The sequence below is a fragment of the Peribacillus sp. NPDC097224 genome (genome assembly GCF_044761985.1).
Taxonomy (GTDB): domain Bacteria; phylum Bacillota; class Bacilli; order Bacillales; family DSM-1321; genus Peribacillus.
This window is the reverse complement of the sequence record NZ_JBIWDK010000001.1, coordinates 563977-584778: the sequence shown is the minus strand read 5'-3', so window position 1 is coordinate 584778 and position 20802 is coordinate 563977. Positions and strand designations below refer to the sequence as shown.

18 protein-coding genes are annotated in these 20802 nt (G+C 40.8%); 1 reads left to right on the top strand and 17 read right to left on the bottom strand.

Going from position 1 to position 20802, the window contains the following annotated elements; all coding sequences use genetic code 11:
- The 15 genes from ACIQXR_RS02930 to ACIQXR_RS02860 form a co-directional block, all read right to left on the bottom strand.
- Window positions 1-216: enoyl-CoA hydratase/isomerase family protein (locus ACIQXR_RS02930; RefSeq protein ID WP_403079458.1), on the bottom strand; the 216-nt coding region annotated here is incomplete at its 3' end.
- Between the two features lie 76 nt (window positions 217-292).
- On the bottom strand, window positions 293-1651 hold the full coding sequence (locus ACIQXR_RS02925) for an FAD-dependent oxidoreductase (RefSeq protein WP_402868808.1): 1359 nt from the start codon (window positions 1649-1651) through the stop codon (window positions 293-295).
- Between the two features lie 33 nt (window positions 1652-1684).
- Complete coding sequence (locus ACIQXR_RS02920; RefSeq protein ID WP_402868810.1) at window positions 1685-2404, bottom strand: SDR family NAD(P)-dependent oxidoreductase; 720 nt, start codon at window positions 2402-2404, stop codon at window positions 1685-1687.
- Window positions 2405-2424: 20 nt separating this feature from the next.
- Window positions 2425-3156: an ABC transporter ATP-binding protein gene (locus tag ACIQXR_RS02915; RefSeq protein ID WP_402868813.1), complete on the bottom strand. Its 732-nt coding sequence runs from the start codon at window positions 3154-3156 to the stop codon at window positions 2425-2427.
- A complete protein-coding gene (locus ACIQXR_RS02910) occupies window positions 3146-5008 on the bottom strand; it encodes a branched-chain amino acid ABC transporter ATP-binding protein/permease (RefSeq protein WP_402868816.1) in 1863 nt (620 codons plus the stop codon). The genes ACIQXR_RS02915 and ACIQXR_RS02910 overlap by 11 nt, the downstream gene beginning before the upstream one ends.
- Complete coding sequence (locus tag ACIQXR_RS02905) at window positions 5005-5874, bottom strand: branched-chain amino acid ABC transporter permease (protein WP_402868818.1); 870 nt, start codon at window positions 5872-5874, stop codon at window positions 5005-5007. The genes ACIQXR_RS02910 and ACIQXR_RS02905 overlap by 4 nt, the downstream gene beginning before the upstream one ends.
- A gap of 29 nt (window positions 5875-5903) precedes the next feature.
- Window positions 5904-7076, bottom strand: coding sequence for an ABC transporter substrate-binding protein (locus tag ACIQXR_RS02900; protein WP_402869857.1), 1173 nt, complete (start codon window positions 7074-7076; stop codon window positions 5904-5906).
- Between the two features lie 172 nt (window positions 7077-7248).
- Window positions 7249-8448, bottom strand: a complete 1200-nt coding sequence (locus tag ACIQXR_RS02895) for an ABC transporter substrate-binding protein (RefSeq protein ID WP_403079456.1) — start codon at window positions 8446-8448, stop codon at window positions 7249-7251.
- Window positions 8449-8623: 175 nt separating this feature from the next.
- Window positions 8624-9223, bottom strand: a complete 600-nt coding sequence (locus ACIQXR_RS02890) for a TetR/AcrR family transcriptional regulator (protein WP_402868821.1) — start codon at window positions 9221-9223, stop codon at window positions 8624-8626.
- Window positions 9224-9466: 243 nt separating this feature from the next.
- Window positions 9467-10267 carry an SDR family oxidoreductase gene (locus ACIQXR_RS02885; RefSeq protein WP_402868823.1) on the bottom strand — a complete coding sequence of 267 codons (801 nt, stop codon included), beginning with the start codon at window positions 10265-10267 and terminating at the stop codon, window positions 9467-9469.
- A gap of 85 nt (window positions 10268-10352) precedes the next feature.
- Window positions 10353-11114: an SDR family NAD(P)-dependent oxidoreductase gene (locus ACIQXR_RS02880; protein WP_402868824.1), complete on the bottom strand. Its 762-nt coding sequence runs from the start codon at window positions 11112-11114 to the stop codon at window positions 10353-10355.
- Between the two features lie 104 nt (window positions 11115-11218).
- On the bottom strand, window positions 11219-12292 hold the full coding sequence (locus tag ACIQXR_RS02875; RefSeq protein WP_402868826.1) for a phosphotransferase family protein: 1074 nt from the start codon (window positions 12290-12292) through the stop codon (window positions 11219-11221).
- A 90-nt stretch (window positions 12293-12382) separates the two neighbouring features.
- Entirely contained in the window at window positions 12383-13621 is a 1239-nt protein-coding gene (locus ACIQXR_RS02870) for an acyl-CoA dehydrogenase family protein (RefSeq protein ID WP_402868828.1), read from the bottom strand.
- A 90-nt stretch (window positions 13622-13711) separates the two neighbouring features.
- Window positions 13712-15646: an oxidoreductase gene (locus ACIQXR_RS02865; RefSeq protein WP_402868830.1), complete on the bottom strand. Its 1935-nt coding sequence runs from the start codon at window positions 15644-15646 to the stop codon at window positions 13712-13714.
- A gap of 262 nt (window positions 15647-15908) precedes the next feature.
- Window positions 15909-16676: an SDR family NAD(P)-dependent oxidoreductase gene (locus ACIQXR_RS02860; RefSeq protein WP_403079454.1), complete on the bottom strand. Its 768-nt coding sequence runs from the start codon at window positions 16674-16676 to the stop codon at window positions 15909-15911.
- A gap of 152 nt (window positions 16677-16828) precedes the next feature.
- Between ACIQXR_RS02860 and ACIQXR_RS02855 the strand changes: the two genes are divergently transcribed.
- Window positions 16829-17572 (top strand): SDR family NAD(P)-dependent oxidoreductase, encoded by a 744-nt coding sequence (locus ACIQXR_RS02855; RefSeq protein ID WP_402956943.1) that lies wholly within the window; start codon window positions 16829-16831, stop codon window positions 17570-17572.
- Window positions 17573-18247: 675 nt separating this feature from the next.
- Here the strand turns inward: ACIQXR_RS02855 and ACIQXR_RS02850 are convergent.
- Together ACIQXR_RS02850 and ACIQXR_RS02845 are read right to left on the bottom strand one after the other, a co-directional pair.
- A complete protein-coding gene (locus tag ACIQXR_RS02850) occupies window positions 18248-19798 on the bottom strand; it encodes a flotillin lipid rafts scaffold protein FloT (RefSeq protein WP_403079451.1) in 1551 nt (516 codons plus the stop codon).
- Window positions 19799-19821: 23 nt separating this feature from the next.
- Complete coding sequence (locus ACIQXR_RS02845; RefSeq protein WP_402868838.1) at window positions 19822-20340, bottom strand: NfeD family membrane protein; 519 nt, start codon at window positions 20338-20340, stop codon at window positions 19822-19824.
- Window positions 20341-20802: the final 462 nt, after the last annotated feature.

The following is a 20802-nucleotide window of genomic DNA, read 5'->3' as shown; positions in this document are numbered from 1 at the left end:
GTCAGCATCCAACATATCTAAATCTGCCCCTGCACAGAATGTGCCCCCGCGTCCTCGTACGACTAGAGCTAATACCTCATCATCATTTTCTGCCTCCCCGATGGCATCCGCCATTTCGTTCAACATCTCCCAGTTGATGCAATTCTTTTTCTCTGGACGATTCAACCAAAGTGTCGCCACGTTATTTTCCTTTTGATATTCAATAAACTTATACATATTGCACTCTCCTCTATATAAATTTTTTTACTAACTATACAACTATAGAAGTCTATTAAAAGCTTATGAATTTCTTTTACACATTACTTACTTTTGGTACAATCCATCCTGCTGTCTTTACAGCTTGCAAGGCAAATCCGAGGGCCATTGCCAACCCACCGCCATACCCACGTTTATAAACATTTCCAGTATCCGCTCCAGCAACGAGAAGTCCTGGAATCGGCTTCCCTTCTGAATTCAGTGCTCTAGCCTGATCGTCAATTCGAAGACCAGCATGAGTAAATGTAATGGCTGGTTCCACAACAAGTGCATAATAGGGTGCCTTGTCCAACGGCCGAAGATCATAAGCACGTGAAGGGTTGATTTTTTCAGGGGATGAAACAACTCTTTCATTGTATTCTTTGATGCTTTGCACAACTGTCTTCCCATCAAATCCCCATTGGGCAGCAATGTCACTTAATTCTGTAATCTCCTTTACCTTTATCCCAAGTGCCCCATGTTGAAGAGCCACCTGCAACCTATCCTCCGCTTCAACGCCATGGACAAATGACTTTAAGACATGTTCCTGTTGGATATGTTCGTCCCAGACAAGCAATCCACGTGCATTTGGCTGAAACACCAACTCATTTGAACTGCGGAAATCCCCTTGACTCTCGTCGGTAAACCGGACTCCTTCCTCATTAAATAGGAGCGAATAGTCACTATGATATTGGGAGAGTCGGGTAAATAGTGATGGGTTATTAAGACAGGCTGGTGAACTTATCAAATGTCCATAAAAACCTGGGTTCTCACCAGCCCATGTTGATCCTGCCTGAAGTCCTAAGCGGATTCCATCACCAGTACTGTTTGGATTAGACCTCAGGGCAATACCTGCCGCGTTTGGGTGGATTTTTTCTGCCCTGAGAGCAGGATTTGCCTGAAAACCACCTGTAGCTATTAGAGTCCATTCTGCTTTTACCTCAATTAATTCGTTATCATCGAGAATCCGTGCTCCCTCTACCCTCCCTTCAGGACTTAAAATTAGCTCTTCAACAAATGCACCTAAGATAATTTGACCACCCGCCTTCCGAATCATTTTTGTACAATCCTGAAGATGCCCAGTTACATTCAACGCATAACCGAGTCCATGAAGAACAGGTGTCGGTCCCGACTGAAACATTCCGCGGCTGCGCATCCATTCTGTTCCTTCTGGAAAATTTTCCAACACAACACGAGCCAAATGTGGGTCTCCATCATCCCATCCTCTAAGTACCCGTTCATCAGGAACTGTCCAAAGGAATCCTGCATGTTGTCCAGAACCACCAATCTCTGACGCTTTTTCTACCACTAATACTTTTGCGCCTGCATCTGCCGCACGGCCGGCTGCAGAAAGTCCTGCCATGCCTGCTCCGATGACAATCAGATCATATTCAAGAAACATTTGTTCATCTGTCAAATTCACTAACCCCTTTCCTCTGTTTCTAGCGCATTACCAGCGGAACCCAGCAGTTAATCCCCCATCTAACGGAATGATGGTTCCTGTTGCGATTTCCCAACGCATTAAATCCACGACTGCCTGGGCAATGTCATTAGGCTTGCCACTTTTCCCAATTGGAACGTAGTCCCTTACATAATCTTGAGCATTCTCAACAGTCATGGAAGTGTTAACAAAACCTGGACAAATCGCAATCACTCTGATCCCTGCTGGCGCAAGATCCATTGCTGCCGCTTTTGTTAAAGCAATAAGCCCCCCTTTTGAAGCACAATAACTTGCTCGATTATTTAAGCCCATTAAACCCGCAATAGAAGCAATATTAATAATTAAACCCCCGCGACCAGCAGCTTTCCATGCATTTCCGACTTCCCTAGTGAGATAAAATGGAGCCGTTAGGTTCACCCTCATCGTGGTTTCCCATTCCTCATCGGTAGCATCTAAAACGGTAGTTGGCCAGCGGACACCAGCATTATTCACTAGTAGTTCGATTTGAGATGAATCTAACTCACTTACCATTTGTTTAATAAATTGAGGATCTCCGATATCCCCTACTTTTTTAATTAAAGCATTCCTTGTGACCTTCTCATCAAGAAGATCCAAGCCTACTTTATCCACATCTGCGGCAACTACAGTGTACCCCTCTTCTATTAGCCGGATAGCTATCCCGTTCCCCATTCCCCGGGCAGCACCGGTAACAATAGCAATTTTTGTCACACTCCCACCCCCATTTGATGTTACTTTGTTCCAAAGTATCCCTCTTGTAAGACCTCACTTGCAGCTGTCATAGTGACAGAACCATGATATCGAATACTTCCACCTTCAAGTACAACCATGTTTTTTGCATTCCGCAGTGCATAGGTAGCCATCTGCTCAATGACGATTACCGTCAATGCCCGTTTATTTAGCTCAGAGATAATTTCATATATTCTCTCAATCATTTTAGGTGCCAATCCCAAAGATGGCTCATCCAAAATAATGGTATCGGGTCGGGCCATGATTGCCCGGGCAACCGCAACCATCTGTTGCTCGCCACCACTTAAAAGTCCAGTAGGTTTATTTAGATGGCGTTTCAGTTCTGGCAGAAACTCTAGTATATCCTCATAGCTTCTCATCATCTCGACTTTGGATTGACCGGAGCCATAGGCTCCAATAAGCAAGTTTTCTTTCACTGTCATCGAATTAAATAATCGGCGTCCTTCAGGAACCAGAACAACTCCAAGTCCGATGAATCCATCACCTGATTGTTTACCCTTATGTTGTTTCACAGTGACCGAACCAGACGTTGGGCGAAGCATTCCACCTAAGATGAGAGCAAGTGTAGATTTACCTGCACCATTTGGCCCTAGGATAGCTGTAAAACTACCCCTTTCAATTTCTAGGGAAATATCTTGAAGAGCAAGTACTCCGTCATACCGGTGTGTTACATTTTCAAGGCACAATTCCTTTGCTACTATATTAGTGATCATCGGTTAAGTCCTCCTTACCATCTTGTAGTACAGAACCAAGATAAGCTTCCAGCACTTTTGGATTGTTTTTAATTTCATCAGGGGTTCCTGTTGCAAGTACACTTCCAAAGTCCAGTACCACCATCTGATCGGCAATACTCAGTACCTCCTGTACCACATGGTCAATAATTAAAATCGAGACTCCAGCTTGTTTCATTACTTGTAGGATTAACCGTACCTCCTTGCGTTCATCTGCATCTAGTCCTGAAAATGGTTCATCCATCACAATGATTTGTGCACCAGTAGCCAAAGCTCGAACAATATCGGTAACCTTTTGGACACCAAAAGGTACCTCCGCTGGATAGGAATTTGCATATGGCCGTAATCGAAGCTGATCAATTAACTTTTCAGCAATCTTAAGTGGTTCTTTATTATTTCCTTTGCCATTTAGTACTTTATAGCTTTGTTGGGCTGCTAGAATAATATTTTCTTCGATAGTGAGTTCTGTAAATAGTTCAGCATGTTGAAAGGTACGGCCAAATCCATGCTGTACTCGCTGGTAAGGCGCTAACTGTGCTAAATTGATTTTTCCAAAGCGCAGGCCTTCAAAACTTGAAGGTTTAACATACCCACTCAAAACATTTAACAGAGTAGTTTTCCCTGCACCATTTGGGCCAATCAGACCTACTACACTCCCAGCTGGAACATCGAGACTAACATGATTTAGAGCACGAACACCTCCAAAAGATACGCTAAGATCTGAAACCGTCAAATTGGATGTTGCTGGGTTTAAGAATCCTTCCACTAATGAATGAAGATGTTCGCTTTCATGAAATTCTATTAGTGCATTTTCCGAAGTAGCAGCAACAAGTTCTTCTTTTTTCAGAATCGTCTTACTTCTCTTTTTTAGGCGTTTTAAAATACCTGGTACAATTCCTTCCGGCAAAAATAACAATACAAGAATGGTTGCAAAACCAAATACATACCCAGAAATTCCCTGCACCTCTCGAGCTACTTCAGGTACTAGTACCAGAAACATTGCACCTAACATAGCACCGCCAATACTTCCCACCCCTCCAACTACTGTACAGAGCATAAGGTTTGTAGCAATTGCTATTGTAAAGGCTTCGGGACTGATATACATTGTGGAGTAAGCAAGAGACACTCCAGCTATAGAAGTAATGGCACCACTTAACCCAAAAGCTAACGCGTTTTCAAGAGAAGGTTTTAATCCAATCGACATGGATGCCATTCGCTGACTTTTTACAGCTAACCAACGGCGTCCAAGTGTTCCTTTAGTAATAATGGTAACTAGCAGGAAAACCAAGGTGAACAATACGGTTGTTAACACTACGTAATTATTAGCACTAATTGGATCCTCAGAAAATAACAAGCGAGCAGGACCAACCGTGATACCCTGATCCCCACCGGTTACTGAGTGCCATCGTCCGATTACCTCATTTGATACCAACCCAAGTGCCAAAGTTAAAATGGCCATGTAAAGGATGGAAAATCGTCCCGCGCTGAGACCAATTATCAACCCTATTATTAGCGTAATCACAAAACTAATCAGAATAATTAGTTCAACTGAGAAACCACGAACACTCAAATTCGCTGCTAGGTAAGCACCGATGGCTAAGAATGCCGTATGTCCAATGGACCAAATCCCAGAGTAATTCGCCAACATACTGATTGAAATAGTCCCAATTGCATATATGAGTGTAAGGTTGATCACGTAGCTAACATAAGAACCCACTAGACCCGCTGGCCCAAGAATAACTATTAAAGCTATCCCCACAATAACAATCAAACTAAGCTGAGTGTTTTTTTGTTTTCTATTTTGCCCTAGAGCGGAGATGTTATGGCTGTTCATACCCTAGCTCCCCCCTTAGCCCCCAGTATACCGCTCGGTCGAATAAATAGAATGGCGACGATTACGGCAAATACCATCGTGTCCCGAAAACTTGCTGAAACATAACTTCCAGCTAAATTATCCATAATCCCAATCATCATACCGCCAGCTGCTGCACCCATCATATTGTTCAGGCCACCCAAGAAAACTCCTGCAAAGGCCCGGAAAAGAACCATTGCCATCAAGGTAACACTAACGGAAGTCTCAGCGGCCATAATGAAAGCTGTTAACCCAGCTAAGCCACATCCTAAAAACCATGCAAGACTTGCTACTCGACTGCTTTTTATGCCTACCATTTTGGCAGCAAAGTGATCTTCAGCAGAAGCCCTCATTGCTAATCCTATACGCGTCCAGTTAAATAAGGTTGCAACGAGCAACATAGCAACTATTGCTAGACCAGTAGCCAATAGTTTTTGATAAGTAATTGCCACTCCTAAAAACGTAAAGCTACCATCTATAATTGGAGGGATTGCCCGGGGGGTAAACCCCCAAACAGTCCCAATTAACGCCTGAAGTACTAACCCAAACCCCATTGTTATGACCAATGCTGAAAACATGCTGCCGGGCCCGAGCGGGCGTATGATAAATCGTTCTACCCCGATTCCAATCATGCCAGCTACAATGAACGTAACAGGCAGTGCCAATATTACAGGAACTCCCAATGCCATCACGGATAAAGCAACGTAAACTCCAATAGTTGCTATATCTCCAATTGCAAAGTTTACAACATCTGTTGCCCTAAAAATGATAACTATCGAAAGGCCAAGTAGTGCGTAAAGAGATCCACTTACCAGTCCTGAAAAAATTACGGAGAGTAAATCATGCATCGTATTTCTTCACCCCTTTTCTAGTTTATCTACCAATCTGTCGCCGGATCGATAAAGCCCCCTACCGTTTTCCATTCTCCATTTTCAACCTTAACAGGCTGAATTTCTTTAACACCCAAATGATTGTCAGATGAAAAGGATACTGGAGGAAGAATATCTGTCTCATAATTTTCAATAGATTCCAAAGCACTAATTAACTTTTCACGTGTCGGTGCTCCATCGATTTTTTTCAGAGCCTCAACAAAGATTTTTGACTCAGCCCACGTAAATAGAGATTGGAAATCAGGTGTTGTAGCAGGAGCATGCTTTTTCAGAACCTCTCTATACTCCTTAACAGCAGGTGAATTAGTTGTAGGTGGCACAGTCCAAGACATAGCATGAAGTCCCTCTACGGCTCCTCCTCCTAACTCCAATGTATCTAGTGAAGCATTAGGTGAATATGTGTATAATGGAACTTCGAAATTTTGGTTATCCAACGCCTTTGCCAACGCAATTAATTCCTCAATCGGTTGAATCATAACAATAGCATCAGGTTTCCGGTTAATAACTTCGAGGGCAATTGGAGCATAGTCTGCCGTACCATATTTTACCGGCAATAGATCTACCGATAAACTCGATTCGACGGTTTTTACACCTGGTTCCACATTATTAGCCACTATTTCGTATACCGCCGGATCGTTATGAATAACAAGAATATTCTTAGCTCCTTCCTTAGCAGCCCATCTTCCAAGAGCACGAGCTTGATCTTCGTATGGAATCATCACCCCATAAAGATTTTCACGGGATGGATCATACCAGTTTTCTAGTCCTCCATAGACATTTAACAAAGGTACCTTTTTTTCATCTAATACGAATGAGAAAGTTGCTTCTGTTTGTGCAGTTCCAAAAGGAGCTACAATAGCGAAGACCTCGTCTCGTTCAATTAGTTTCCGGGCAGCAGCAACCGTTTGCTGTGGGTCCCGGCCACTATCTTCTGTGATGTATTCAATCTTCCTTCCGTTTACTCCTCCATCTTCATTGATCATTTCAAAATAAGCCTCAATCCCTTGGCGCTGGGTACTACCATAAACAGCTGCAGGTCCTGTCATCGGCAACCATGCCCCAATTTTGATGGATTCTTCTGTTATACCTAGCGTCTTCTCCGCATTTCCACCGCTACACCCAGCTATAAATAATAGCAGCATCGCAATCCCTAATAGCACCTTTTTCAATCGCCATACCCCCACTATTTTTAATAATGTAAATATTCAGAAATTATCTCCCAAAAGATATCTGTTATTTTCGGATAAAAGGTTGGAGGCTGGCTGTTCAGAATCTTTCGGTTGATCGCTAAAGGTCAAAATCACTTTGTTGCCATTTTCAAAGGACTATCCTTTACCATTCCTTATCAGGATCAATGAAATCCCCTACAGTATTCCATTCTCCATTTTCCACCATGACTGGCTGTAATTCCTTTACACCCATATGGTCACCTTCTGAGAAGGTTACTGGAGGAATAATACCGTTTTCAAAATTCTCCATCGATTTTAGTGACTGAACAAAAGATTCACGTGTAAGAGGCCCATCTACCTGGTTTATTGCCTCTACAAAGACTTTAGCGACTCCCCACATATAAAGGGATTGAAAATCAGGATGTGCAGACGGTTCGTACTTTTTCAAAGCTTCCCTATATTCTTCCACCTCTGGAGTGTCGATGGTTGGCGGCACCGTATAAGACATCGCCCTTAGTCCTTCAATTGCTTTGCCACCAAGTTCTAACGTATCATTTGATACATTAGGTGCGTAGGTGTAAATAGGAACATCTAGATTCTGACGATTCAATGCCTTTGAAAAAGCAATGAGTTCCTCTACCGCTAAAATAGCGACAACAGCATCGGGCTTTTTGTTTTCTATCTCGAGTCCAATCGGAGCGTAGTCAGAAGTCCCAAACTTTACCGGGAGCAGATTAACAGATGCTTCCTTGGAAATTGTATTGACTCCTGGCTCAACAGCTTTAGCTACATTAATAAACGCTGCGGGGTCACTGTGAACGACAATGATATTCTTCGCCCCTTCCTTAGCTGCCCAGTGGCCTAAAGCTTGTGCCTGGTTTTCATATACCACCTGAACCCCAAAAAGATTTGGTTTAACAGGATTCCACCAATCGTTCGCTCCACCCTGTCCCGGCAGGAAAGGTACTTTCGCCTGATCTAGCAAATAGGGAAATGTTGCCGCGCTCTGTGCCGTGCCGTTGGAGCCCACGACTGCAAAAACTTTATCCCGCTCCACAAGTTTACGAGCGGCAGCCACAGTTTTCTGTGGGTCGAAAGCATTATCTTCCACTATCCACTCAATCTTCTTTCCATTTACACCACCATTATCATTGATCATCTCGAAGTAAGCGTTCATCCCAGTTTGCTGAAGTATTCCATGTGCAGCAACACCACCTGTAAGAGGGAGCCAAGCACCAATTTTGATAGAAGTATCCGTGACCCCTGTTGCTTTTTCTCCTTGAGATGTAGTTACATCCGTTCCATTACTACAAGCAGCTAACAAAGAAGTGATTATAATTAAACCTAAGGCTAGTCTTTTCAAATCCCATTCAACTCCTTTTGAAGAGCGTCCATTCTAATTAACATTGAGATACTCAGAATTATAAGCATGGCCCCTTATAGGAAGCGCTTACATTAACTATTTAGCTCATAAATCCGCTATACAAATAATATAAGAGGATTTATGATAGTCTATTAAAAAAGTACCTTATCTTTATTTACTTAGAAATTCCAAATTTCACAAATTCCATAAGCTCATCTAATAATTTGTCGTCAACTTCTTTTCCATCCCACAAAACCCATTTCATACCAATATAATTCATAATGCCCATAAAAGAATAGACAATTATTTCTGGGTTTAGTTTTCGAATATCCCCTATTTCCATTGATTCCTCAATCCGCTTGATATAAGGTTCAGCGAAAACCTCCATTATTTTCCGATGAAGCTCTTTATCGACAAATTCAGCTTGTGGAAATAAGCTATACCAGTAGGGTCTTTCTTTTAAAAAATCTAACATTGCCTTAAAACCTTCTCTTTCCATCTCAATCCTATTGTCTATCCCTGCTGTTTTTTTTCGTAGGACTTTTGTTAACTCACTTTGCATTTCCCAAAGTAGTGATTCAAATATTTGGTACTTAGATTCAAAATAAGTATAAAAATTACCTAATGAAACTCCTGCCCTTTGGGTAATCTCTGTTACACTGCTCTCGTGATATCCATTTTTCCCAAAAACATATTCTGCCGATCGTAAAAGCTTATTTCTAGTTTGAATTCCTCTGTTAGTTTTTGGAATAAGGTTCTGATTCTCTTGGGGCATTGCAATTCCTCCTTAGTACATATAAAGTGAATCATGTTTCAATTATCATTATAACCGATTGTTTTGGTCAAGCTAATACTGTTAGAGGAATTTATCAGTATTATATTTCCTTGTATGTTTTATTTTAGTGAAAACTGATTCAGTATTTAAATTAACTTTATAATAATTTCACATTTTTGTCAATATTTTGAAAATTAAAATTATATACATCCGATAATTCTCAGATTCCCCCATCCACACCGATTAATTTTTACGGGAATATTGACTTGCACCTTGGCCACCATCAATTGGAATCGTAACACCATTAATGAACGCTGCTTCTCCAGAAAGGAGGAATGCAACAAGGAGTGCCACTTCTTTCGGCCTCCCTAACCGTTTAGCTGGAATTCCATCTGCATGTTGAGCAGCTGCAACTTCCCAATTTTCCGGATTAATATTTTTAAAATTATTGATCAACATATTCGTTGCAATTGGACCTGGTGCTATTCCATTGACACTAATGCCGAATTCAGCATATTCGATTGCAGCTGCTTTTGTTAGACCTACCACTCCATGTTTTGATGCTACGTACCCTGGCTTATGGTAAAGTCCCCGAAGGCCTGCAACCGACGCAGTATTCACCACAAATCCTTCTTTCTGCTTTTTCATCACAGCAAGAACATGCTTTAGACCATAGAACACGCCAGATAAGTTAATATCAATTAGCTTGGAAAACAGATCGCTATCATACTCCTCGAATGGCGCACTTGTGTCGACAATCCCTGCATTATTAAAGAAACCATCAATTCTCTCAAAACGACGAATAGTATGATCAACGTATTTCTTCACTAACTCTTCATCGGAAACATCTGCTGTTAAAAGGAGTACCGGGGATTGCTGCGTCTTTTCGGTAATGAGGCTTCTTGTTTCCTCAAGTGCCTCGATGTTTTTGTCAACAAGGGAAAGCATAGCCCCTTCAGATGCTAAATGAATGGCTGTTGCACGGCCTAAGCCAGACCCTGCACCCGTAATTAACACTACCTTTTTTTCAAAACGTTTATACATCTTAGCCTTCCTTTCTAATTTCTTAAACAGAAGAATATTCTGTTGGTCAAAAGACCTTCTTATTCATAAAAGAGTGAACTAGTCACTACTCAGAGGTTACCCCTCCATCAATACTTATCGTTTGACCTGTCATGAAGTTGGAAGCATTGGATGCTAGGAATACTGACATCATGGCAATATCTGAGGGCTGACCTAGCCTTCTAAGTGGAATCAAATTCAGCATCTTCTTTAAGAGTCTTTCATCTGCTATTTCTCCTGTATTGATATCCGTACTGATGAGCCCTGGTGCAATTCCGTTTACTAATATTCCATGACGAGCCCATTCTGAAGCAAGCGACTTTGTCAACTGAATGACCGCCGCCTTGCTGGCCCCATACGGAGCAATCCGTTTAAAAGTTTTGATTCCCCCAATGGAAGATATATTAATGATTTTCCCGCTCCCTTGTTCTATCATGATTTTTGCTGCTTCCTGACAGGCAAAGAACAAGCCCTTAATATTAATATTAAACATCGCATCCCAATCTTCGCTTGTAACTTCAATGGAAGGTTTGGTAATACTGATACCTGCGTTATTTACTAATATATCTAGCCTTCCAAATGTATCCGCTACCATTTGGAACATATTTTGAATTTCGTCTAAATTCGCTATATCGCAGCCAATGGCCAGTGCTTGCCCTCCCTCCCGGATCACATCTTCTGCCACTTCGTTACAATGTTGAATGTTTCGGCTCACAATGACAACGATTGCCCCTTGGTTTGAAAACGCTTTCACTATTTGCTTTCCAATCCCCCTACTCCCTCCTGTAATAAGGGCCACTTTTTCATTCAAATCAAAGAGAGAGTCCAATCTCTTTACCTCCTTAAAAAATAGCAGTTTTCCCTTTTTGATAAAACTCTTATGGGATTGCCACCACTGAGATGGATGTGACTATCTATCCAGCAATGTACTTATTAAAATTTCTTTGTCTCGATAATTTCATTGGCATATTGCATCAAACTATATATAGACTGATCCAATGTTGCAAACCGTTTGTCCTTTGTCTGGCCAAGAGACCATCTATAATAAATTTGCTGCATCACAACCGCAATTTTAAAATAAGTAAACGCCATATAGAAATGCAGTGGAGGGATATCTTGCCCGGTCTTTAAAGAGTATCGGTGTATATATTCATCGCGAGTGATAAATCCAGGTGAGGTCGTCAAGGATGGTAAACTCTGTTTAACAGATTCCCAATCATTCGTTTGGGTCCAATAACCCAAGGCAGCAGCTAAGTCGAATAAAGGATCAGCAATCGCAGCCAATTCCCAATCAAAAACTCCAACTACTTCCCCGACATTTTGTTTGGAGAACATCATATTATTTAGTTTATAATCATTGTGAATAACTGTTGCTCCTAGTGAATGAGGAATGTTCTCAGTGAACCATTTTCCTATTTTATCAAAATAGGGTATATCATGCGTTTTACTTCGCTCAAACCGAGTTAACCAATTGTTAACTTGTCTCTCAACAAAGCCTTCAGGGCGTCCAAAGTTTTCTAATCCTATAGCCTTGTAATCGATTTGGTGAAGCTGTGCCAGCGTATCAACCGCCGCATAGGAAATTTGTTTGGATTTTTCGTCTGTAGCTGTAAAATCTGTCGGGAATTTCGCATCGAATACATAACCCTCTTTCCGTTCCATAATATAAAATGGGACTCCTATTATCGACTCTTCTTCACATAAAAGGTAGGTTTTTGGTACATAAGGGAAAGCTGGATATAATTTCTCTAATAAAGAGAACTCCCGTTTCATGTCGTGTGCTTTAGGAGGAAGAGGTCCTAAAGGGGGACGCCGCATAACAACTTCTGCCTCCCCACATCGAATTAAATAAGTTAAATTGGAATACCCGGCTGAAAATTGAGTCACTTCAAGCGGTTCATTTGGCCACCAATTTAAATGTTTAAGCATATAGGAGTGAAAAGCTTCCCGATTAAAATCTTCCCCTTCACGAACGACTGATATCACATCGCTTTCATGGGATTTCATCTTATTACCGCCTTTCCGCCAATTCACTAGTTTATTTCCATTACTTGAAAACGTTTATGATAGGTGCACCTTACGACTTTATTAATCATTCTAATGATTTAAAGTATACTTAGTCTCTTTTTGATTAAACTGTTTTAATTCTTGTTTTGCCACAGCTTCCCTGTGTACCTCATTGGGTCCATCCGCCAGTCGAACAATACGTGCATATGCCCAGTTTCTAGCAAGAGAAAAGTCTTGGCTAACTCCGCCTCCTCCGTGAACCTGAATGGCTCGGTCGATTATTTTCGTTGTCACTTCTGGTGCAATGATCTTTATCATCGCTATTTCTTTCTTCGCTTCTTTATTCCCTAATTTATCCATCATATATGCTGTTTTTAGAGTTAGTAGACGTGCTTGGTCAAGTTCAATCCTTGAATCCGCTATCCATTGCCGGATAACCCCTTTATCGGAGATAGCGCTTCCAAAAGCGACCCGAGTTTGTGCTCTCTCAATCATTGATTCCAATGCTCTTTCTGCCAAACCAATTAGGCGCATACAATGGTGAATTCGACCAGGCCCAAGTCTTCCCTGAGCAATCGCAAAACCTTTTCCTTCTCCCAATATCATATTTGAAGCAGGTACCCTTACATTTTCAAATAATACTTCTCCATGCCCATGAGGTGCATCGTCGTATCCATACACGTTGAGGCTTCGAAGAACTTTTACTCCTGGAGTATCAATCGGGACCAAAATCATGGATTGTTGCTCATAGGTTGGGGCATTGGGGTTGGATTTCCCCATAAAAATAAGAATTTTACAGCGTGGATCCGGGGCGCCCGATGTCCACCATTTGCGCCCATTAATAACGTAATGGTCTCCATCTCTTTCAATACTTGATTCAACGTTTCTCGCATCAGAAGAGGCCACTGCAGGTTCTGTCATCGCAAAGGCAGATCTGATTTTCCCCTCCAATAAAGGAATCAGCCAATCCTTTTTCTGTTGCTCCGTACCGTATCGTACCAACACTTCCATATTCCCTGTGTCAGGTGCACTACAATTAAAAGCTTCCGGACCAATGAAGGGAGAGCGGCCCATTATTTCACATAAAGGAGCAAACTCCGAATTAGTTAGTCCTGCTCCGTACTCACTTTCTGGAAGAAATAGATTCCATAGGCCCTTTTCCTTTGCTTTAATTTTCATTTCCTCAATGATTGGAGGGATTTCCCACCTCGATGTGCCTTCATTTAACTGTTGCTCATATACGGTCTCATTTGGATAAACATATTGTTCCATAAACTCCGTTACCTGATGTTGCAGATCCTTTACTTTATCCGAGAACTCGAAATTCATCCTAATACATCTCCCTTATTATTAAGATATTTACCTCCTAAACTGCCTTTCTTTCCTGTTAAATTGATACATTTATTAACTTTTTATCAATTAAATCTTACGGGCAATTCGATGACCCTCTAATATTGCATGACTTATCCGCCGAGGTGAGATGGCATCGCCAACTAAGTGAGCCGGAATAGCTACATCCCTAAGTTGCTTGGCAAGAGTGTTTTCTTGACGTCTTCCCGCATCTATGACAAGTAAGTTTGATTCTATGAGTGTTTCTTCCCCACTTAAAACATTACGAACTTTAATATTATTTCCATTAGCTTCTGCGATTTGGTGTAAAATCATAAATTGTACCCCAGCTGTACTCAGTCGATTAAGAAGCAGTTGAATGCTTTCATGCGGAATGCTTGCTCCAATTGTTCGTGACGGTGTCACATATATCACCTTATAACCCTTCGCAGCAAGACATCCTGCCGTACTTAATGATGGCCAAAATCCTGTCCCATCATCTACGACAACCGCAGTTTCACCTACGCCTTTTGACAAATCGTCAGACTTTAGCACATCATAAACCGTCAATACCTTACCTTTAATAGAATCATGAACCTTAGGTTGTTCTGGCACCGCTCCAGTTGCGAGGATAACCGTATCAAAACTGTTTAAGTCATTAACATCTACGGCTTGATTTAAATTTACAGTAACCTCAAGTCTTCGAACCTCTGATTCTAAGTAATGAATGACGTCGATCAGCTCCCGGCGGTTTGGTTCCCTTGCTGCTATTCTCACCTGTCCGCCTAAGGTCGCTTCTTTTTCAAATAGTTCGACTGAATGCCCTCGTAAAGCTGCTACCCTTGCTGCTTCTAAACCCGCTGGCCCTCCTCCGACAACGGCAACCTTTTTTATGTTATTGCTCTTAGGTATTATTCTATCTAACTCATTTTCGCGGCCTGTAGTCGGATTAACAGCACAATATAAAAACGGATCAAATGATCGGCAATCCTGGTTACAGCCGATACAAGGAATAATTTCATAACTGCGACCTGTTTCTGCTTTGAGTGGCCACTCTGGATCGGCAATGAGGGCTCGGGTAATCCCGACTAAATCTGCTGCTCCTTCTGCCAAAATCTTCTCTGCCATATTTGGGTCTTTAATACGTTGACTAACAAGAATGGGTATATTAGTAGCTGAGCGAATTTCCCTTGCTGCGTCTACCGTGACTCCTTGAGGAATGGTCAAATCCTTTACATATCCTCCTCTAATCCCCTTCGTAATGTTCAAATAATCGACAGGACTAATTCCAGACAGCACTTTGACAATTTGAAGTGTGTCAGCTAACTGCATGCCGCCGCTTACCTCTTCCTCCGCACTCAACCGAACACCTATAACAAAATCACTTCCCGTTTCCTTGCGAATGGCTTCCAGTAATTGAAGTAAGAACCGCATTCTTCCTTTTAGGGAGCCGCCATATTCGTCATTACGTTTATTGGTTCCAGATGAAAGAAATTGAGCGACCAAATAGCCATGCGCAGCATGAATTTCAACCCCGTCATACCCAGCCTTTTTTAAATTTAATGCCGATAGTACAAAGGCATCGATGATCTCGTTAATTTCTATATGTGTTAGCTCAATCGGCCGGTAAAGAGCACGAGGTGATTGAATGGCAGATGGTGCTCTTAAAGGATAATCGGATTCTCCTCCAATCATCTCTCTGCCTAAGTGAACCAATTGACCAATCACCTTAGCTCCGTTGGCATGAATCGCCTCAGCCCTGCGTCGAAACATCGGAACAGCTTCTTCCAAATATGCCTCATTTAGCATTCGTCTCCGAAGTCGAGAACTTGGATGAACAATGGTTCCTCCCGTAATTAGGAGTCCTGCACCGCCTCGTGCTCGTTCCTCCCAATACTTAATGTCCTCTTCCATCGGAACACCGTCTGTAATCATTGCTGTACCATGAGCAGTCCCAACAATTCTATTCCTCAAGGTAATACGTCCAAGAGTAAAAGGAGAAAATAAATGTTGGTGCTTCGTCATCGTTTAACATCCTCTCAAAAAATTAGGAATTCAAAAAACGAGTGCCTTAAAAAAAATAATTTACCAATACATGAATCACCTTTCAACATCAATTGTAATAGACCGACTTTTGATTAGTCAATATATTTAGAATATTTTTACAAATAAATATTATATCTTGAGGCTTCCTGTTGAAGTATTCCTTGACTCGGCTACATTTCTTAAACATGAAACATTATAACGTTCTAAATACTTTTACCCTTCTAATTTCATACGACTGTTTTTACTGGTCTAACATCCCGCCATCAACGGTATATAATGATCCTGTTACGAAAGATGATTCCTCCGATAAAAGAAAATTCATTACAGCTGCTACTTCTTCCGGTTCCCCATACCGACCTAAAGGTGTAGACATCTCATTAAGCGTTTTTTGTTTCCTTACATTACCGGAGCTCTCCTCAATCCTCCTCATCATTTGTGTATTTATCGTACCAGGACATACAGCGTTTACTCGAATTCCATATGGTGCTGATTCTTTAGCCACGGAGCGCGTTAACCCTATAACTGCATGCTTAGACATATTATACGCTGAACTTCCAGGTACCCCCATTAGACCTGCAAGTGAAGAAGTATTGAGGATTGCACCTGATTCCTGTTTTTTCATTACGGGAATGACATATTGTAGTCCAAGAAATACCCCTCTTACATTTACTTTATATACTAAATCTAAATCCTCTACTGCTAGGTTTTCAATTACCCCTCTTGGTCCTTCAATCCCAGCATTATTGGCAAAGTAGTCTATCCTTCCAAATTTCTCAACTGTTTTTTGAACAAACATTTTAACATCTTGTTCTCTAGATACATCTGCTTTTACAACTAGAACGTTTGCTTTCTCTAATCCAGTCTCAAACACAATTTCTTGAAGCATTTCTTCTGCCAAGTCCACAAGCACTAAATTTAATTCTCGTTTTGCCAGCCGTTTGATTAAAGCCTTTCCAATTCCTCCAGCAGCACCTGTAACAATGGCTGTAGTTGAATAATTATGAACCATATCAACTTCCCCCTCTTTAAAAGATTCTTTCTACTGACTAACTTAGAATATTAAAAACTATAAATCAAGTAAAATTAGAATCTTTTTAATTTTCTGTTAATTCTTTTGGCGTTATGATACTTTTAATATAACAAACATTAGGAGATGATAGTGTGGGGAAACTGGACAAAAAAGTAGCTATCGTAACGGGGGGAGCTTCAGGAATTGGACTTGCAACTGTAAAAGCATTGATTGAAAAAGGGGCCACAGTTGTAATCTCTGATTTAAATGAGCCCTCAGGAGTATTTACCGAACAAGAGTTGAGGAAGAATGAAGCAGAGGTTCTATTTATAAAAGTTAATGTTGCTGAAGAAAATTCCGTTGAAAATCTAGTAACAGAAACGGTAAATAGATATGGGAAAGTTGATATTTTAATAAATAATGCTGGTATTGGCGGGTTAAATCCAACGCATACACTCACTTTTGAGCAATATAATAAAATTATATCAGTGAACCAACACGGTGTATTTTTTGCGGCAAAACATGTCATTCGTGAAATGCTAAAAACTGGGGGTGGTTGCATAGTAAATACTGCTTCTATCCTAAGTACTGTCGGCCTTCCTGAAACGTTTGCTTACACAGCTAGTAAAGGAGCAGTATTAAATTTAACCAAGACTCTTGCACTCGAATACGCTGATAAAAATATTAGGGTCAATGCCATAAGTCCCGGTTTCCTCGAGTCCGGAACCGTAAATAGGGAAGCTAATAATCTTTCCTATAAGGAGCTTATCGCTAAACACCCGATTGGAAGACTTGGAAAACCGGAGGAAATTGCTCATGCCATTATTTTCTTATGTGAAAATGATTTTGTAACAGGAACTTCGCTAATCGTTGATGGAGGCTATACTGCGAGATAATGATGCTAGCAATTACTTGGGTAATTGGGGCTCTTCTAGAGCTCCCAAAAATTACTCAAGCAAGTGCATTAATCTCATTTCCCCTTACTATTTCAAAAACACAAGGAATAGTATACTAATATTTTTTCACTATAATAGCTCATGCTCCCATACAAACTACTCCCAATATATATATTCATACTTTCATCCCTTAAACCTTCCACAAAAAATTAGTGTTATTTTAAAAATTCTGCTGGTACTTCCTGTTTCTCCGTTTCACAATTTTCACAAATAAATCTTGATTCGTACCTATCACAAAGGACCTATTAAGGGGGTTACCATTTTATTTTCAAAAAAAGTAATTCAAGGAGAAAATCATCCATGCTTTCCTTCGTATGAATGGTGATCTGATTACAAATTGGTTATGTCATCCAAACTTCTCCATGTATTTTTTGGAATAGATAAAGCACCTCCTTTAATCATCGTACCCAGGAGGTGCTACTATTTAACATTTAAATGGAACCCTTATTTTACTACATATTAAATGGCTAACTCTAATACTGTGTATACCAGGAATTTACCATCAAATAGTAGGATGAACCAATAAATTTTAGTTTGAATTCAAATTTTTCTTTGCATTGAAATTTCACAATTATTCCCACCGAGTGTTTTCTATCCTTTTCTGCTTATCCTATTTTATAAAATAGTCTTCTCCAATTCTTCTTTCCCTGTACCTATCGCCGTATTCATGTCTACATTTTCTTGATTCATCGTGGGCGGGTATATATTTCGCTTACCTGAAAAGTTATCCAGTAAGTCTTTCACATCAATGCCTGAAGATTCCTTTAAGGACTCTTGTAGTGTGGACATGAGGTTCGTCGCGTAAGAGGTCACTTTGTTAGCACCCCCATTTACACCATTCCCACCCGTATCCACTACCGTTATTTTATCAATGTTACCCAGTGGAGAAGCTATTTGTTTTGCATATTCCGGGAGCATTTTCAGGATCATATCCATCACGGCCGCTTGACCAAACTGCTCAAATGCTTCAGCAATCTTCTGTTTTGCTTCGGCCTCTGCCACCCCTTTTAAACGGATGATATCGGCATCTGTTGTCCCCTGGGCCCTTTGTGCATCGGCTTTGGCAAGTCCATCCAACCGGATACGTTCCGCTTCCGCTTTTGCCATTGCTTCAATTTTATACTTATCTGCATCAGCTTCAGTTATTTGTTTCATCTTATTTGCCGAAGCCGCTTGCTCCACCGAATAACGGTCAGCATCCGCTTTTTTCTTCACTTCGGAATCATATTGCTTTTCTCTTCGAAGAATTTCTTTTTCTTCAAGCTCAATTTGCTTTTGCCGTTCAATAATCCTGATTTGCATTTCGTGTTCCATTACATCTTGCTTAGAACGGGCTGTTTCAAGATCATATGCTTGGTCTGCACGTGCTTTAGCAATGTCCTGCTCCCGGCGAAATTCTGCAACCTTTAACTTATTGATTTTTTCGGCTTCTGCTATTTCCGTTGCCCGCTCGAGTTCAGCACGTTGGGCCTCTTTTGAAGCTTCCGCCCGTTTAATCCTGGTTTCTTTTTCAGCATCAGCCGTTGCAATATCCGCATCCCTTTTTACTTGGGCAATTCTTGGCTTCCCTAGTGAATCCAGATAACCGTTTTTATCACGCACATCTTTTATTGTAAAAGACACAATGATCAGCCCCATTTTTGCTAAATCTTGAGAAGCGACCCGCTGAACTTCCTGTGAAAATTTTTCACGATTTTTATAAATTTCTTCAACGGTCATGGAGCCAAGAATAGATCTTAAATGTCCTTCTAGCACTTCACGGGCTTCCTGTTCACGATCGTCCTTGGTCTTTCCTAGAAATTGTTCAGCAGCTGTCGCTATATCCGTTATGGAACTACCGATTTTAATGATGGATACACCATCTGCCATAACTGGTACACCTTGTTCCGTATATACTTCGGGCGTAGAAACTTCCAGTTTACTCGATAGCAGGCTTAACGGTTCTGCTTGCTGGAAAACCGGAAGGACAAATGCTCCTCCACCCCGGACAATTTTTATTTTATTTCCTGATTCATCGGCATGTACGTTTTTATTCCCCAAATAACTTCCAGTAATGATTAATGCTTCATCAGGACCAGCCGTACGGTATTTCGTAACAAAGACAGCAATAAGTGCAATAAGTAAAAAAGCAACAATAGCAATAACAATCCATATTAAACTTGTCATAAACATTCCCTCCTCAACCCTCTTTAATTATAATGGGGCAGGACATAGACAACCCCATTTTTCACCTCAATGATCAAGACTTTAGTTTCTGAAGCGATTTGTTCATTTTTGAAACTCGCTGCAGTCTTAGAAATACTGCCACTATTACTCTGTATTAACACTTCACCAAACCCGTCTACCGGAACTGTCGTTAAGACCATTCCCACCCTTCCCCTCAAATCATGATCATGAAAGGTTAAGCTTGACTCCGCCCTTGAAACGGGAATCAAAACAAACACATTCAATAATGTGACGGTTGTTAATGCCAGTAACAAAGAAAGGCTTATACTCACACCGGCATGGAAATCTGTAGCTGATTCAAATAGAAAACCACTTGCAAAAAAGATCGTCAAAAAACTAAGAATCAAAGTAGGATTAAAAATATCCGGAAGTTCTAATCCAGAAAATACATCATTAAACAAAATGATTAAAAATGTCAGTCCTCCAGATATAATTAATCCATATAGATAGACGGTTTCTAGTGGTACTCCATACAAATCCATAATTTCATCCCTTACATAAGGTTTTCTTCCCCCAAAAAATTGAGCATCATTTAATTTAGCCGCTACCTCCTCTTTCTTTTTATTTGATACTCTTTAGATTCTAGGATATAAAAACCATATTATACTTCAATTACCATTAATACGGATGAAAGCAAGAAAGGTTTCACAATTATAATAAATACGGCTTAATTCAGACCTACTACAATTGCCCTATTTGGATAGGAATAAAAAAGGGTCGTCATTTTTTTCAATATTCATTTAGAGGATAACCTATAGGAATAATGTACGGGGAAATTGTTATATTTAATCGTGGCATAGATAAAGCACCTCCTATGATTAATCGTCCTCAGGAGGTGCTGCGTGTTTAATATTCTCTTGTGATTTTTTTATTTTTACCTCTATATGGTCAATTGCCCTAAGTCCCGACTGCTGCACCGGATCCTCACGTATGGTAGAAACTTC

Excerpts from the sequence above, each read along its gene's own strand:
- ACIQXR_RS02885 (WP_402868823.1), bottom strand. The coding sequence starts at position 10,267 with ATGTATAAACGTTTTGAAAAAAAGGTAGTGTTAATTACGGGTGCAGGG.
- ACIQXR_RS02870 (WP_402868828.1), bottom strand. The coding sequence starts at position 13,621 with ATGAATTTCGAGTTCTCGGATAAAGTAAAGGATCTGCAACATCAGGTA.
- ACIQXR_RS02850 (WP_403079451.1), bottom strand. The coding sequence starts at position 19,798 with ATGACAAGTTTAATATGGATTGTTATTGCTATTGTTGCTTTTTTACTT.
- ACIQXR_RS02865 (WP_402868830.1), bottom strand. The coding sequence starts at position 15,646 with ATGACGAAGCACCAACATTTATTTTCTCCTTTTACTCTTGGACGTATT.
- ACIQXR_RS02910 (WP_402868816.1), bottom strand. The coding sequence starts at position 5,008 with ATGAACAGCCATAACATCTCCGCTCTAGGGCAAAATAGAAAACAAAAA.
- ACIQXR_RS02890 (WP_402868821.1), bottom strand. The coding sequence starts at position 9,223 with ATGCCCCAAGAGAATCAGAACCTTATTCCAAAAACTAACAGAGGAATT.
- ACIQXR_RS02860 (WP_403079454.1), bottom strand. The coding sequence starts at position 16,676 with ATGGTTCATAATTATTCAACTACAGCCATTGTTACAGGTGCTGCTGGA.
- ACIQXR_RS02915 (WP_402868813.1), bottom strand. The coding sequence starts at position 3,156 with ATGATCACTAATATAGTAGCAAAGGAATTGTGCCTTGAAAATGTAACA.
- ACIQXR_RS02905 (WP_402868818.1), bottom strand. The coding sequence starts at position 5,874 with ATGCATGATTTACTCTCCGTAATTTTTTCAGGACTGGTAAGTGGATCT.
- ACIQXR_RS02845 (WP_402868838.1), bottom strand. The coding sequence starts at position 20,340 with ATGGATTTGTATGGAGTACCACTAGAAACCGTCTATCTATATGGATTA.
- ACIQXR_RS02875 (WP_402868826.1), bottom strand. The coding sequence starts at position 12,292 with ATGAAATCCCATGAAAGCGATGTGATATCAGTCGTTCGTGAAGGGGAA.